The following is a 14,779-nucleotide window of genomic DNA, read 5'->3' as shown; positions in this document are numbered from 1 at the left end:
ACCACCACTCCGGCTGCCCACTTCGCTTGAATCATGCTCTACAACGCTAACAAGACGAAACATGGTTGCTTTTATATTAAGTAAATTGCGGACTTATCACTCGATCAATAATAACAATCAACATGCTTCTTCTAACAAAATCCCCAAATTTTCTTAGCTGACATGACATATAGAACATTTTTTCGTTTAACACGGTCATTGCACTGATTTTATACTTTTTTTCATATAAGAAAAAACGCAACTGAAAAGGAATCAGCTACGTTTCTTGTTTTATTTTTTAAGAACGTTGACCTTTTCTGCAAAGGTTTCGATCCATGCTTTCGTTTCTGTGAGACGATTTTCAGTTAATGCGATTTGGTCCTCCACACGATTTTTTGCTGTTCCACCAACGACATTACGGGCGTTCACAACCGCCTCAGGTGATAATACATGATAAATATCTTCATCTATTAGCTTGGAAAATTGTTGGAAATCTTCTAAGCTTAAATCTAATAAATACTTATCTTCCTGTATACAATATAAAACAACCTGACCGACCACCGCATGTGCTTCACGGAATGGTAAATCTTTATTCACCAAATAATCTGCCAAATCTGTTGCATTAGAGAAATCTTCTGCTACAGCAGCATACATCTTCTCCTGCTTCACTTCCATTGTTTCAATCATCGGAGCAAAAAGGGCAAGGGCTCCTTTTAACGTTTCCATCGTATCAAACATACCTTCTTTATCCTCTTGCATATCCTTGTTATATGCGAGAGGCAAGCCCTTCAATGTCGTTAGCATCCCTATTAAATTACCATAAACGCGTCCTGTTTTCCCCCTTACTAATTCAGCTACATCAGGATTTTTCTTTTGTGGCATCATACTGCTACCAGTACAAAAAGCGTCATCCAATTCGATAAAATTGAACTCTGCACTGGACCATTGTACTAATTCTTCACTCAGACGAGATAAGTGCATAATCGTTAAGGATGCATTTGACAAAAATTCAACGACAAAGTCACGGTCACTAACAGCATCTAAACTGTTTTCCACCACACCATCAAAGTTTAGCTTTTCTGCGACGTAATGACGATCGATCGGAAATGTGGTTCCAGCTAATGCGCCTGCACCAAGCGGTGAGCGATTGATCCTTTTAAAACTGTCACATAGCCTTTCTACATCTCGTTCAAACATGGAGACATATGCCATCATATGGTGGGCGAACAACACTGGCTGTGCTCGTTGCAAATGTGTATATCCTGGTAAAATCGTATCCATATTCGCCTTTGCCTGCTTTAATAACGCCTCTTGTAGATTCGTTAGCAATTCAACTAACGTTACAAGCGAATCTCGCAAATATAGACGCATATCTAATGCTACTTGATCATTTCTACTTCTTCCAGTGTGTAATTTACCCCCAACAGCACCGACTTCATCTATCAGCAATTTTTCAACATTCATATGAATATCTTCGTTCGCTTCTGTTAATTCAGCTTCTCCTTCTTCAATTTTTTCTGCTACAACCTGCAATCCATTTTTAATTGTTTCCGCGTCTTCTGCCGGAATTATCTCACATTTCGCCAGCATTTCCACATGTGCAAGACTTCCTTGGATATCATATTGTGCCAACTTTTTATCAAAGCTGATCGATGCTGTATACTCATCGACTAATTCATTTGTTGGTTTTGTAAATCGTCCGCCCCATAATTTCATAGTTTCACTGATTCCTTCACATCAATTTTCGTTTTTTCCATTATTTTCGCTTTATCAGCGTGGACATTATTTACCGTGGAATGCACTTTTGTTGGTAATCCCCACAATTTAATAAAGCCAAGTGCTGCATCATGATCAAACTGATCACCTTTATTGTACGTTGCAAGATCAAGGTCATATAGTGAATTTTCTGATTTACGGCCTACTACAAATGCTTGCCCTTTGTACAGTTGAACCTTTGCAACACCATTTACATATTTTTGGGTTTCAGCAATAAAAGCTTTCAACGCATCTGTTAACTGTGTAAACCAAAGACCATCATAAATTGCTTGCTCTAACTGTTGTTCAACGACAGGCTTGAATTTCGTAACCTCTCTTGGTAGTGTAATTGACTCAATTTCATGATGGGCCTTAATCAGCGTAATTGCTGCCGGCGCCTCATAAATTTCACGTGATTTAATACCAACAAGACGGTTCTCCACGTGATCAATTCTTCCAACACCATGCTTACCAGCAATTTCATTTAACGTCAAAATTAGTTCATGTAGTGGATATTCTTGACCATTTATCGCAACTGGCTTTCCTTGTTGAAATTCAATTTCGATAACTTCTGGCTCATCAGGAGCATCTACAGGATTAACGGTTAATTCGAAGGCATCTTCAGGTGCAACTGCCCATGGATCCTCTAAAATACCGCATTCGTTTGCACGACCCCAAAGGTTCTGATCAACACTATATGGGCTGTCTAAGTCAATCGGAATTGGAATACCATTTTCTTCTGCATATTTGATTTCTTCATCTCGTGTCATTTTCCATTCACGGACAGGGGCAACAATTTTAAGTTCAGGATTTAATGCAGTAAAAGCTACATCGAAACGGACTTGGTCATTCCCCTTACCAGTACAACCGTGTGCCACTGCCACTGCTCCTTCTTTTTCCGCTATATCAACAAGCACTTTAGCAATTAATGGGCGAGACAAGGCTGATACTAATGGATATTTATCTTCATACATCACATTTGCCTGTAATGCAGGTAAAACAAACTCTTCGGCAAAAAGCTGCTTGGCATCAACAGAGTAGGATTTGATTGCACCCACATCAATAGCTTTCTTTTTGACAAATTCTAAGTCTTTCCCCTCACCAACATCCAAGCCAACAGCGATAACATCATAGTCATATTTATCTTGTAACCATTTAATGGCAACAGAAGTATCAAGTCCTCCAGAATATGCTAGAACAATTTTTTCTTTTCCCATGAAATAACCTCTCCTTAAGTATATTATCTAATTCTAGATGTATTTGTATAATTAATTATGTATTATTATGCACCATTCGGTATATTAATTCAATAGTTATGCGAAATTTTTTTTATTTTTTACTAGATAAATAAAAAGTCTCCATTGTTTTTTGCCTTCCTTTTGAACACCTCCTCTACATCATCAGGAAACATATATGTAAATGAATAAATATAAATTGTTATCTTTTTATGTAACCTCTCAGCTTTTGCTACGTCTAATCCAACAAAAGGAGTGGTCAATTTGAAAAAAATAGGATATCTATTAATGCTAATTGTTTTGCTTTCCGCTTGCTCTAATACGGAAGAACACAGCTATGATTCGGCAGGAGAAGAGATAGCGATTAGTGAAGAGACACAAACAAACAGACAATCTGGTATGGATACTGATCAAGTAGAAAACACAGTGGAAATGGAAAATAACGAGGAAAATGTAGTAAGTGAAGATAATCAAGAAAGCTTAGAGAATGTTGAAGACAGAAAAATTATTTATAATGCTTACTTACATCTAGAAACAGAAATTTTTGATAAAACGGTACATTTCATAGAAACAGAAGCAGAGAAGTATGATGGATATATTGTTACTTCTAACTATACGAATCATCGTGAGGATACGGAACGATTCGGCAGAGTGACCGTTCGGATACCAGCTGATAATTTCCATGACTTTATTACATTGGTGGAAAACGGGGATATCCATATCCTGGAAAAAACCGTTAGCGGGGAAGATGTTACAGAACAATATGTAGATTTAACTTCTAGATTGAAATCAAAAAAAATTGTTGAAGAGCGATTACTTTCTTTCTTGAATGAAGCGGAGAAAACGGAGGATTTATTAAAGATCTCCAATGACTTGGCAGAGGTACAAGAAGAAATCGAACAATTAACAGGTAAAATAAATTATTTAGAAAACCAGTCTGACTATGCGACCATTGATATTGATCTAACAGAGCGTACCGTCGAGATGCCATCTGTTCATGATGAATCGTTAAGTACTTGGGAGAAAACAAAGGAGCAATTCACGAAAAGTATCCAGGCTCTTCTATCGATCGCATCCGGGCTTTTTATCTTCTTAATTGGAAACACACCTATTATTATACTGATTCTGATAATCGGACTTGTCATCTATTTTGTTAGTAAAAATAGACTGAAGAGAAAGGAATAGCTGTCCTCAGATAGTACGCTTGTTACTTTCACTACATGCAATGAAAAGATTAATTTATACATGAAAAAAGCATAAATCCGTTTCTAACCAACGAAATGGATTTATGCTCCTTATTTGATTAATATTGTTCCATATTTACTTCTTGTGGTGGTTTACGAACTAGCCCCATGATACCGGCTATAATATAGAAAATTCCGGCAAAGATCGCTACCCCAAACGTAATAAGTGTTGTTCCACCGCCAACTACAAGTAAAATAATACTTGCCACCTTCGGTTTACTGTTTCCTTTAAAGAAAACTATCGCCACAATACCTGCAATAATAGAAATAATCGCCCCTACAATCATTACGGTACCAATCGAACCGATACCATTCAGTACCACTTGAACATCTGCCAGATCACTTTCTGAAATTGTTGGATCTTCCAGCAGGATCTCCTGCATCATATCACTGTCTCCGTCTAACATGCGGAATAATCCACCAAATAATGCTCCCAGCGCATACACAAAAGCTCCAATAATCGATAATACTATTTCTACTGTTCTTTTCATTTTCTATTCTCCCCTTATCTATTTAATTTCCTGCAATATCACGCTTCGAAAACGACAGCCACGAAACGAGCAAAAATAATACAAAGTAAACGACTAACATTGTTATAGAAAAACCTAGTGTCATACTATCAACAACTGGACTTCCATTTCCAAAATATTGACTCAAATTTGTATTAGCAAACAAGATATATTTGGACCAATCGTATTCTGCTACAAAATTAACAATAGTATTTCCAGTAAACATTAAGAAAATTGCGAGCCCTATCGCCATTGCACTATTTTTGAACAAAGCCGAGATCATTAAAGCAAATGTAGCCATCATAACTAAATTTACCATATTCAAGCCATATTGTGTAAGTATTTCTTTAAAAATAGATACTTCTTCAATGCCATCCGCGCCCATTTGGATCAATTCAGGATTCCAACCATTGATACCAAAGAAAATAGCCCCTATTATTAAACTAGCAACAAATAAGAAAACTAGCATGGAAATAGAAAATAGTAAAACAGATGTAAACTTAGCAAACAGGATTTTCGTTCTGGAAATCGGACGAATTAACAATAATTTTATTGTACCCCAGCGATATTCGTTAGCTACAATACCTGCTGCCACAATAATGGTAAACAAACTAATGATCATTGATATACCGGCATTTTCAAGAGTAAATTGCCATGTATCATAAGGAAGTGGTTGGATATCATTCTCTATATGATATTCATTAATGGCTATTTCAGAATCAAAGCCAAAAAAATCTGCTTCTTGTTGAATTTCAAGTAATTCCTCATTTTCTTGTGCAAGCTGTTCCTGCCAGTTATCACCATGTGATTGTTCATCCAGCTCACCGAACAAAAAGACAATCAGCGCTCCCGCCAATATAATGACAAATATTATGATAAACATTGACCAAGTAGCCCAGCGGGAATATAGCTTTATCTGCTCGTTTTTAAGTAATTCTATAAAGTTAAGCAATCGTATTCTCCCCAATCAACTCAAAGAATTTATCTTCTAATCTACTTCGTTCTAATGCTACTTCGTAAATTGCTATGCCCTCTTTGACCAATTGATTCACTACATCTGGCACAGTGCTTTTAGCAATATTTACTTTGAGATAGGATTGTACAGATTGCGTTTCCATGTCAAGTAGGTCACGGAGAATATTCTTCGCTTTATCGATATCATCCACCTCTAGCTTAACAGTGACCTTTTCGTCCTCTGTATTGGTATCCTGCACCTCTTCTACTGTAATTAACTCGCCGTTTTTAATAATACCGATCCGGTCACACATTAACTCTATTTCAGATAATAAATGACTAGATACAATTACTGAAACTTGTTCCTGTTCAGCTAAATTCCTAATATAGCTTCGTATTTCACGTATACCAGCAGGGTCAAGTCCGTTGGTAGGTTCATCTAGTATTAAAATCGAAGGATTATGCAAAAGTGCTTGGGCGATACCTATCCTCTGTCTCATCCCTAAGGAATATCTACCAACTTTTTCATTGATCGCCTTCTCTAACCCCACCAGACGAATCACCTCACGGATCCTTTCATCTGTAATTCCTGGTATCATTCGAGCATAGTGCTTCAGGTTCTTCCACCCTGACAAAAATGGATACATTTCAGGGTTTTCCACAATCGCTCCTATATGGCGAATTGCTTGCTTAAAGTTACTTTTTATACTTATCCCATTTATCTTGATATCACCTGAAGTAATCTTCATTAAGCCTACCATCATGCGAATAGTTGTTGTTTTTCCCGCTCCATTAGGTCCTAAAAAACCAAACACTTCGCCTTGTTTAACCGTAAAATTTAATCCTTTGATAATATGTTTATTTTTTATTGACTTATGTACATCTTGTAATTCCATTGCTGCCGTCATATTGTCCCTCCTTCTCTTATTCCTTATTTATACGTATAAAAGTTGGATTTCGTTTCAAAATCTCTTCATTTTATCTATTATTCTATATAAAATCGAATGTTAATTGATGTAGATGTAACATAAAGAGAAGCAGTTTCATATTACGGACATTTGGTACCATAATAAAAACTACTTCTTTACAGGTTATTTTAGCACGATTCTTTTTTAATTATTATATTACCGCTACTGTAGTGATGGATTGATTATTTTTGCCTAAAGGCTCCATGTCTAACAGACCCTATTCCTCTGCCAAATGAAAGAGCATGTTCAATTGCTGCGTGTACAAACTGTTTACTTGTCCGAATTGCTTGTGTCATTGGTACATTTTTTGCTAATTCTGCTGTTAAACAAGCGGCAAACGTACAACCAGCCCCACTTGTATGGATCGTATCAATCAATGGCAATCGGAATATGGTAAATTCTTGGCCATCATAAAAAATATCCACTGCTTCATCTCCTACTTTACCGGCTTTTAACAAAACGGATTGAGGCTTAAGCTCATATAATGCTTTTGTTGCTTGTTTTAGGTCAGTCCATTCAGACGCAATGTCTCGCTCTAATAATCTTTCTGCTTCTAACCGATTAGGCGTAATGATTGTTGCCTGCGGGATTAGCTGCTCCTTTAATACTTCAATTGCATCATCTGCTAGTAGCTGTGACCCCATTTTGCCTATCATCACTGGATCAATTATTTTATATTGGACAGGGAGATCCTCCAGCATGCTACTGACAGTTTCTATAATGTCCGCCGAAAATAGCATACCTGTTTTAATAGCATCTACACCAACCATTTCTGTTGCAGCGTAAAATTGGGCTTCAATCTCTTCTATCTCTCGGATGAAAATTCCTTGGTTCGTTTTAGAATTATTAGCTACTGTTGCAGTAATAACAGACATTCCATATACATCACGTTCTTGAAACGTCTTTAAATCTGCTTGAATACCAGCACTTCCCTGTGCTGCGGTTCCAGCTATCGTTAATACTCGTTTCATTTGTTAGCACCTCGATGTCTAATCATTTGCTCCCATTAAATGACGATAAAAAACCAAACAATCATGATCAGTTGAATAATAATTTTTGCGAAAGTTCCACTAAGAAAGCCAATTAATGAACCTAGTGCGGCTCTCAGTGCGTCTTTGGGTGTTTTTTTCTGAGTCATTTCCGTTACAACAACTAACAAAAACGGAACAATGATAATACCGAATGGCGGGATGATAAAAGAGCCGATAATTACTCCTAGAGCAGCAATTCGCTCTCCAGCTTTACTTCCACCAAATTTTTTAACAAAATAACTATTTGCAATAATATCAGAAAATATAAGTAGCAAGGTTAAAACACTCATCGCTATCCAGAAGATCCAACCTATATTTTCTGCGGCTAGTGCAATTTGGTATATCAAAAAACCAATCCATATTACTAATACTGACGGTATAATCGGGAAAATAATCCCGGCAAACGCTAATATAAAACATACGACAATCAATATCCACCATATAATATCCATTTACCCTACTCCATTCATGTGTTACTTACCTTTTACCTACTACCTAAGCGCTCTTTATTATAGGAAGATTTGTTGATTAGCTTGTTATTCAACAAATCTTTGCTTGCTCACTGTTGATTTGTTTATTATCTTGGTTTATCAAACAAATCTTTCCCTGCTATCGCATGATTTGTCCATTATCTTGGTTTAACAAAATGCTGCCAGTTTTTTATTCACTACACCTTTTAACTTATAAAAAAATCTTACAGGGAAATCCCTGTAAGATCAAGTTTGTTTATTGATTAGCCAGAATGTCCGCATATGCTTTCATATATGGTGGTAAATCTGGTGGCCTACGGCTGGAAATGATATGGCCATCTGTAACAACCGGCTCATCACTCCATAGTCCACCAGCATTTGTCATATCGTCTTTAATACCTGGTGTGCTAGTTACTTTTTTGCCACGTAAGATACCGGCAGAAATCAACACCCAGCCTGCATGACAAATTTGACCGATCGGCTTTTTCGCCTCATCCATATAACGGACCATTGCTAGCACTTCCGGAAATCTTCTTAATTTGTCAGGCGCCCAGCCACCTGGCACAAGGATACCATCATAATCTTCTGGATTTATATCGGAAAAAGCATAGTCTGATTCGGCAGGAACACCGTATTTTCCAATATATTTTTGATTTGCCTCTTTTCCAACCAGATGTACAGTTGCTCCCTCTTCGCGCAATCGTAAAATAGGGTACCATAGTTCTAAGTCTTCAAAGTCTTCATCAACTAAAGCAATTACTTTTTTGTTTTCAAGACGCACAACATTACCTCCTTCATAGTGATACTGTTAGTGTATCAAACATAAGCATGAAATATCGAATCACAGCTTTTGAGAAAAATAGGTTGCGTGTTTCAAAAACGTTGCTGCTGTGTTCTTTGGATTGGTTGATTGGCTTATTGCTGAAATAACCGATACTCCATCCGCACCAGATCGCATTAGCCTGATCACATGCCCTAATCGGATACCGCCAATCGCCACAATTGGCAGATCACCTACTTTTTCTCTAATTTCTTGTAGGCCTTCTGCCCCGATAGGTTGTTTTGCATCCTCTTTGGTATTCGTGCTGTAGATCGGACCAACCCCAATATAATCTGCACCGTCCTTTTTTGCTTGTACTGCTTCTTGGACATTAGTCGATGATACACCGACAATCCAATCAGCTGGTACTTTTTCCCGTACATTATGGATCGACATATCATCCTGTCCAACATGCACACCATCAGCGTCAATCTCTAACGCTAATTCCACATCATCATTTACTAAAAAAGGTACATGATATTGGTGGCAAAGTTCTTTCATCTGTATGGCTAGTTGTTTTTTTGCCTCTCCCTTAAGTGCACCGTGACCTTTTTCACGAAATTGAAAAAAGGTAACCCCGCCTTGCAGCGCTTCTTCCAGCACGTATAAAGGATTTTCCTTTGTATTATTACTACCGAGTATAAAATAAACTTGCAATAAATCACGTTTCATTTTTTAAAAACCTCTGCTTATCCGTTGTTTCCTGCTAACTTCTTCTCCATCTACTGCAAACAGCTGATCAAGGAATGCTATTTGAAAACTTCCTGGATAAGTATGCATGTCTGCTGCATTTTCGGCTGCCACACCATAAAAACTAATTGCTTCAACCACTGCTTCTACAACGTTATCAGCTACCGCTATGAATGCCGCAATAATGGATGATAACAAGCAGCCTGCACCTGTAACCTTTGTAAGGAGTTGATGTCCATTCGAGATAACTACGTTTGTATCGCTATCCATCACTACATCTTTCTCTCCCGTGATGGCAAGCGGTACCTGTAGTTTATCAAAAGCAAGCTTCGCTAATTGTTGTACATCAAAATCATTTGAACCGTCAACACCGCGAACACGCGCTTCGACTCCTGCCAAGTTGGCAATTTCACCTGCATTCCCTCTAATACAGGCAATCTCTACTTCCTGTAAGATACGTTTACTAGATTCGGTCCGAAATGTTGTAGCACCTGTGCCAACCGGATCTAATACAACAGGTACTCCTGTCTTATTAGCTGCTTTACCTGCTAAGATCATAGCATCTACCTGTTCCACGGTTAGTGTACCAATATTCAATACGAGGGCACTGGCAGCCTGTGCCATTTCTTCTACCTCTTCCTTGGCATTTGCCATTACAGGAGCAGCACCAACAGCATATAAACCGTTCGCTGTAAAGTTCATGACTACTTGATTGGTGATATTATGAATCAGTGGTTGCTGTTGTCGTACTTCTTCAATTAAATGACTCACTTGGAAGCCTCCCTTTTCCCTGGTAAACCTTTTAACCTGTAGCCCCAATGATTGGTCGGACCATAACCATGACCTAATTCCAGCGGGTATTGAATCGCATCTGTTATAAAATCCTTTCCAATCATAACTGCTTCTTGAACTGTTTTACCTTTTGCTAGCTCAGCCGTTATGGCAGCAGAGAAGGTACAACCCGTTCCATGAGTATGTTTCGTCTCAAAACGATCTGCCTCTAGATAGTGAAAATCTTTACCATCATATAAGACATCCACCGCTTCCCCCTCTAAGTGACCGCCTTTTACTACAGCTGCTTTTGCCCCTAAATCAGCGACAATTACTTTCGCTGCTTTTTCTGCGTCTTGATTATTATCAATCTCGAATCCTACCAAAATTTCAGCCTCTGGGACATTTGGTGTTACTACTGTGGCTAGTGGGATCAATGTGTTGCGAATAATCTGTCTTGATGCTTCATCCATTAAGGAGTCACCGCTTTTTGCTACCATTACCGGATCAATCACGTAAGGAATCTCCGTATCTGCTAGTTTTTCAGCTATTAATTTCATCATATCAACAGTAGCTATCATCCCTGTCTTGACTGCTTGCGGTCGAATATCTGTTAACACGGCATCTAATTGTTTTTCAATAAAATCAATACTTAAATGTTGTACATCTTGGACTCCAAGTGTATTTTGCGCTACTACCGAGGTTATAACACTCATTCCATATACTTCACGCTCTTGAAACACTTTCAAATCCGCCTGAATCCCAGCACCACCTGATGGGTCTGTTCCAGCTATTGTAAGTGCTGATGCTATTTTATTCATTTCCGTTCTCCTTTCCAGCTAATGAGAATGGCCATGCCTCTACTTTATAGGCCATCTCCCAAAATAAATATTCCAACTGACAGCTTTTCATAAAAGCTAATTTTGCTTTCTGTTTTTCTTCTTCACCGACTTGTTCTGCCCATTTATCTAGACGTTCACAAAGTTCTGTTGTCACGGAAGCTGTATCTTCTTTTGCATAAAATGTAATCCATTCATAAAATGGATGTTCCTCTGTTGGTTGATACTTATCTTTTAAGTAATGACCGATCTCTAAATATGTCCAAGGGCAAGGTAATAAGGCTGCGATTAATTCACCGATAGTTCCTTGCTGTGCTGTACTTTTCATATGCGCTACATAATGATCAGCTGTCGGTGGCAGCGGATATCCTTGCAATTGATCATAGTCAACTCCGGCCACACGACACAAATTATGGTGTGGATGAATCTCACTATTCAAAACAAAACCGATTTTTTCATAAAAATACGTCATATCTTCTCTTTTACTGCTTTTAGCGATCGCGATACCGTAAATATTCATAAATGCATTAAGGTATTCAAAATCAGCTTTTACATAGTGAATGATCGCTTCTTTGGGCAAGTTCCCCTTTCCAATGCCAACTACAAAAGGGTGGTTGAAAATCCCTTGGTAAACATCCTCTGCCGCTACTCGTAATTCTTGACTAAATCTCATTTCTCCAGCCTCCACTTAAATTTATTTCCATAATAAAAAGCCACTCACAGTAGTGGAGCGGCTTTTTGAAAGTCCATATCAAAAGTAAGGTGCAAGTAGTTCACACCATCCGGCTCCACTTTCCTACGCTGGTGTTAACCAGTTCAGGTTCAAAGGGATCAAGAACTCACTTCTTATCTCAGCCGCTCAAGCAGCACCCCTAGTGGATTTTATTTATGAAGTTATAAACAATTAAACACGGATATAGTAAATTGTCAACTATTTTATAAGACCAAATGACTCAATTGGCCAGATACGCATTTTCACATCTCCGATAACATCCTCTTCATCAATAAAACCAAATTGGCGACTATCTTTACTAACTCTCCGATTATCACCCAGAACAAAAATTTTACCTTCAGGTACACTTTCTCTCCCTGTTAATTCTTGAAGTGTAAAGTCATTTGTCAGCTTCTGTCCTTCCGAAAGCAATGACTTATACTCATCAAGATATGGTTCTTCATAAAGCTCACCATTTATATACAGATGATCATCTCTCACTTCGATTGAGTCACCTGGAAAGCCTATTACTCGCTTTACATAATTATCATTCGAGTCTGGTGCTTTAAAAGCAATCTCGTCAAAGCGATCAATACTACTTATCTTACTCAAGATGATCCGGTCTCCATCTTCTAGATTCGGCATCATTGATTCACCTTTTACCACAGAAGGTGTAATTAAAAAATGCCGACAGAGGAGTACAATGATAACAGCAACTAACAACGCTTTTAACCATGAAAGTAATTCTTTAATGACCTTATTCTCCATTGTAGACCTTCCTTCACCATACTAAAACTAACTTCCACTTGTGTTTAATATATGTTACTCTATTATAATGCAAAATCAATTGCTAGTTACTTACTTATTTTAGCATATTTTAAATGTCAGTTGTTAATTATAACATAGAAACAAGGTGAACAGATGCAAACAAATCAACATTCAACAAAAAGACACTATACTATTCTTTTTATCATAGGAATTATTCTCTTATCTTTCAACTTAAGGCCTGCTATCACCTCTGTGGGGCCGATAATTGGGTTCATCCGTGAAGATCTAGCAATCAGCAATTGGAGTGCCGGCTTTTTAACGAGTCTGCCTCTGATCGCCTTTGCTCTTATGTCACCTATTGCGCCAAGGATAGCCAATCGTACAAGTAATGAAAAAGCATTACTTTATGGCCTTATTACATTATTAATTGGGATTTTGGTTCGCTCCATCACATCCATTATCTTATTATTTGTTGGTACTGTATTAATTGGTATCGGTATTGCAATCATTAACGTGATTTTACCAAGTCTCATTAAAAGTAATTTCCCCGAAAAAATTGGACTGATGACTGGTGTTTATACAACTTCCATGTCTATTTTTGCTGCACTAGCGTCTGGATTAAGTGTACCGTTAACAACTGCTACTGGCCTTGGTTGGACATGGTCACTAGCTAGCTGGGGTATTTTAGTGATTATTGGGATATCTATCTGGCTTATCGCCATGAATAAAGCACCACGTGAAGAAAACCGGCAACTGTATGAACCAAGTACTGTCCAATTATTACGTTCGCCTGTTGCCTGGCAGGTAACACTTTTTATGGGATTACAGTCTTTTTTATTTTATGTAACAATCTCTTGGTTAGCTGAAATACTTATTTCAAATGGGTTTTCAGGGTCAGCTGCAGGGTGGTATGTAGCATACATGCAATTCATTAGTCTTCCGGCTACTTTCTTCACACCTGTTATTGCTGGTAAACTGTCAAATCAGCAGCCGGTCGTGGCCATTTTTGGGTTATCTGGAGTAATTGGATATAGTATGTTATATTTTGAGCCTGGTGTGATCGGAGCTACCATTGCCATTACGCTAATCGGTATGTTGTTAGGAGCTAGCATTAGTTTAGCCTTAGCATTACTAGGCTTAAGAACCTCCAATGCAAGGCAAGCTGCTGAATTATCAGGTATGTCACAATCTTTTGGTTACCTACTAGCGGCAATCGGTCCAATAGCAATTGGACTGAGTTTTGATCTTACAAACAATTGGCAGCCTTCCATTTTAATGATCATCTTTATTACGTTGCTCATGACAGGGTTTGGCTTAGGAGCTAGTAGAAACAAAAAAGTCCTATAATTACTAAAGGATTTTTTAATATAATACATTTACTTGCCTTTACCTAATTGTGTATCAGGAGTATACTTAAATGTATTAGAAATGGAGATGGTTGGTATGAGAAAATTTCTTGTGTTTGTTGTGATGCTGTTAACCATTTCTCCCTTTATTTCACTATCAAGCTATCAATCTCATATATCTTGGATCACTTCAACCATTGATTCAAACGAAAAACTGCATGCAACCTTTCTTTATGATACGGATCATCATGAGTCAAAGGCAGACAATGGCGTTTTACATGCAGACAATGAAATATTAGGGATATTACTGTTATTAATCATTCTTTACACTCTTCATCTAGCTTATGTATCTCGACATTATTTACATGCTGTATTTTTTCAGTCTAATTATCTGATCACATTCCTTCCCCTTTCAAAAACATAATTCAAAGGAGGTATAAAGATGTGGTTCAGATTCTTTATGATTGGCTTGTTTTCTTTTGCAGCAGTCAGTGTTTGGGTTTATCAAGGTATTGAGTTTTTCTTGGCTTTTTCAGATTATTTTAAAAATCGTTCCTAAAGTGGCTATAATCAGCGAGGGTTTTTGGCCCCACTGATCATTAGTGAAACTTATCAAATAATTGACTCGTAGAAAGAGCACGGTGTTTTAATCACCGTGCTCTCTCTTTATTTGTCATCGTGCTAATCG

16 protein-coding genes and 1 riboswitch are annotated in these 14,779 nt (G+C 37.8%); of the genes, 3 read left to right on the top strand and 13 right to left on the bottom strand.

Annotated features, from left to right (window positions below; all coding sequences use genetic code 11):
• Positions 1-270: 270 nt before the first annotated feature.
• Together argH and ACTNEP_RS16645 are read right to left on the bottom strand one after the other, a co-directional pair.
• Entirely contained in the window at positions 271-1,695 is a 1,425-nt protein-coding gene (gene argH, locus ACTNEP_RS16650) for an argininosuccinate lyase (RefSeq protein ID WP_441163118.1), read from the bottom strand.
• A complete protein-coding gene (locus tag ACTNEP_RS16645) occupies positions 1,692-2,951 on the bottom strand; it encodes an argininosuccinate synthase (protein ID WP_441163117.1) in 1,260 nt (419 codons plus the stop codon). Before ACTNEP_RS16645 ends, argH begins: the two co-directional genes overlap by 4 nt.
• A 282-nt stretch (positions 2,952-3,233) precedes the next feature.
• On the opposite strand from ACTNEP_RS16645, the gene ACTNEP_RS16640 reads away from it, so the two are divergent.
• A complete protein-coding gene (locus tag ACTNEP_RS16640) occupies positions 3,234-4,154 on the top strand; it encodes a DUF4349 domain-containing protein (RefSeq protein ID WP_441163116.1) in 921 nt (306 codons plus the stop codon).
• Positions 4,155-4,272: 118 nt separating this feature from the next.
• Here the strand turns inward: ACTNEP_RS16640 and ACTNEP_RS16635 are convergent, their stop codons facing one another.
• The 11 genes from ACTNEP_RS16635 to lepB form a co-directional block, all read right to left on the bottom strand.
• The gene (locus ACTNEP_RS16635; protein ID WP_441163115.1) at positions 4,273-4,704 is read right to left on the bottom strand and encodes a DUF4064 domain-containing protein; all 432 of its coding nucleotides are present in this window, start codon (positions 4,702-4,704) and stop codon (positions 4,273-4,275) included.
• Between the two features lie 22 nt (positions 4,705-4,726).
• Positions 4,727-5,674, bottom strand: a complete 948-nt coding sequence (locus tag ACTNEP_RS16630) for an ABC transporter permease (RefSeq protein WP_441163114.1) — start codon at positions 5,672-5,674, stop codon at positions 4,727-4,729.
• Positions 5,667-6,584 carry an ABC transporter ATP-binding protein gene (locus tag ACTNEP_RS16625; protein ID WP_441163113.1) on the bottom strand — a complete coding sequence of 306 codons (918 nt, stop codon included), beginning with the start codon at positions 6,582-6,584 and terminating at the stop codon, positions 5,667-5,669. The genes ACTNEP_RS16630 and ACTNEP_RS16625 overlap by 8 nt, the downstream gene beginning before the upstream one ends.
• Positions 6,585-6,826: 242 nt before the next feature.
• Positions 6,827-7,615 carry a bifunctional hydroxymethylpyrimidine kinase/phosphomethylpyrimidine kinase gene (gene thiD, locus ACTNEP_RS16620; protein ID WP_441163112.1) on the bottom strand — a complete coding sequence of 263 codons (789 nt, stop codon included), beginning with the start codon at positions 7,613-7,615 and terminating at the stop codon, positions 6,827-6,829.
• Positions 7,616-7,650: 35 nt separating this feature from the next.
• On the bottom strand, positions 7,651-8,127 hold the full coding sequence (locus ACTNEP_RS16615; RefSeq protein WP_441163111.1) for a DUF456 domain-containing protein: 477 nt from the start codon (positions 8,125-8,127) through the stop codon (positions 7,651-7,653).
• Between the two features lie 274 nt (positions 8,128-8,401).
• Positions 8,402-8,926 (bottom strand): type 1 glutamine amidotransferase domain-containing protein, encoded by a 525-nt coding sequence (locus ACTNEP_RS16610; RefSeq protein WP_441163110.1) that lies wholly within the window; start codon positions 8,924-8,926, stop codon positions 8,402-8,404.
• Positions 8,927-8,986: 60 nt separating this feature from the next.
• Positions 8,987-9,637, bottom strand: coding sequence for a thiamine phosphate synthase (gene thiE, locus ACTNEP_RS16605; protein ID WP_441163109.1), 651 nt, complete (start codon positions 9,635-9,637; stop codon positions 8,987-8,989).
• A gap of 3 nt (positions 9,638-9,640) precedes the next feature.
• A complete protein-coding gene (gene thiM, locus ACTNEP_RS16600; RefSeq protein WP_441163108.1) occupies positions 9,641-10,426 on the bottom strand; it encodes a hydroxyethylthiazole kinase in 786 nt (261 codons plus the stop codon).
• Complete coding sequence (thiD, locus tag ACTNEP_RS16595; RefSeq protein ID WP_441163107.1) at positions 10,423-11,247, bottom strand: bifunctional hydroxymethylpyrimidine kinase/phosphomethylpyrimidine kinase; 825 nt, start codon at positions 11,245-11,247, stop codon at positions 10,423-10,425. The genes thiM and thiD (ACTNEP_RS16595) overlap by 4 nt, the downstream gene beginning before the upstream one ends.
• Entirely contained in the window at positions 11,240-11,938 is a 699-nt protein-coding gene (tenA, locus tag ACTNEP_RS16590) for a thiaminase II (RefSeq protein WP_441163106.1), read from the bottom strand. The genes thiD (ACTNEP_RS16595) and tenA overlap by 8 nt, the downstream gene beginning before the upstream one ends.
• A gap of 103 nt (positions 11,939-12,041) precedes the next feature.
• Positions 12,042-12,149, bottom strand: a riboswitch (TPP riboswitch).
• Positions 12,150-12,196: 47 nt separating this feature from the next.
• On the bottom strand, positions 12,197-12,745 hold the full coding sequence (gene lepB / locus ACTNEP_RS16585) for a signal peptidase I (protein WP_441163105.1): 549 nt from the start codon (positions 12,743-12,745) through the stop codon (positions 12,197-12,199).
• A 153-nt stretch (positions 12,746-12,898) separates the two neighbouring features.
• Between lepB and ACTNEP_RS16580 the strand changes: the two genes are divergently transcribed.
• Complete coding sequence (locus ACTNEP_RS16580) at positions 12,899-14,092, top strand: CynX/NimT family MFS transporter (RefSeq protein ID WP_441163104.1); 1,194 nt, start codon at positions 12,899-12,901, stop codon at positions 14,090-14,092.
• A gap of 96 nt (positions 14,093-14,188) precedes the next feature.
• The gene (locus ACTNEP_RS16575) at positions 14,189-14,515 is read left to right on the top strand and encodes a hypothetical protein (protein WP_441163103.1); all 327 of its coding nucleotides are present in this window, start codon (positions 14,189-14,191) and stop codon (positions 14,513-14,515) included.
• Positions 14,516-14,779 lie beyond the last annotated feature (264 nt).

Origin of the sequence: Gracilibacillus sp. HCP3S3_G5_2, assembly GCF_052063305.1 — a bacterium.
Lineage (GTDB): Bacteria > Bacillota > Bacilli > Bacillales > Amphibacillaceae > Gracilibacillus.
This window is presented reverse-complemented; position numbering and strand designations above follow the sequence as displayed.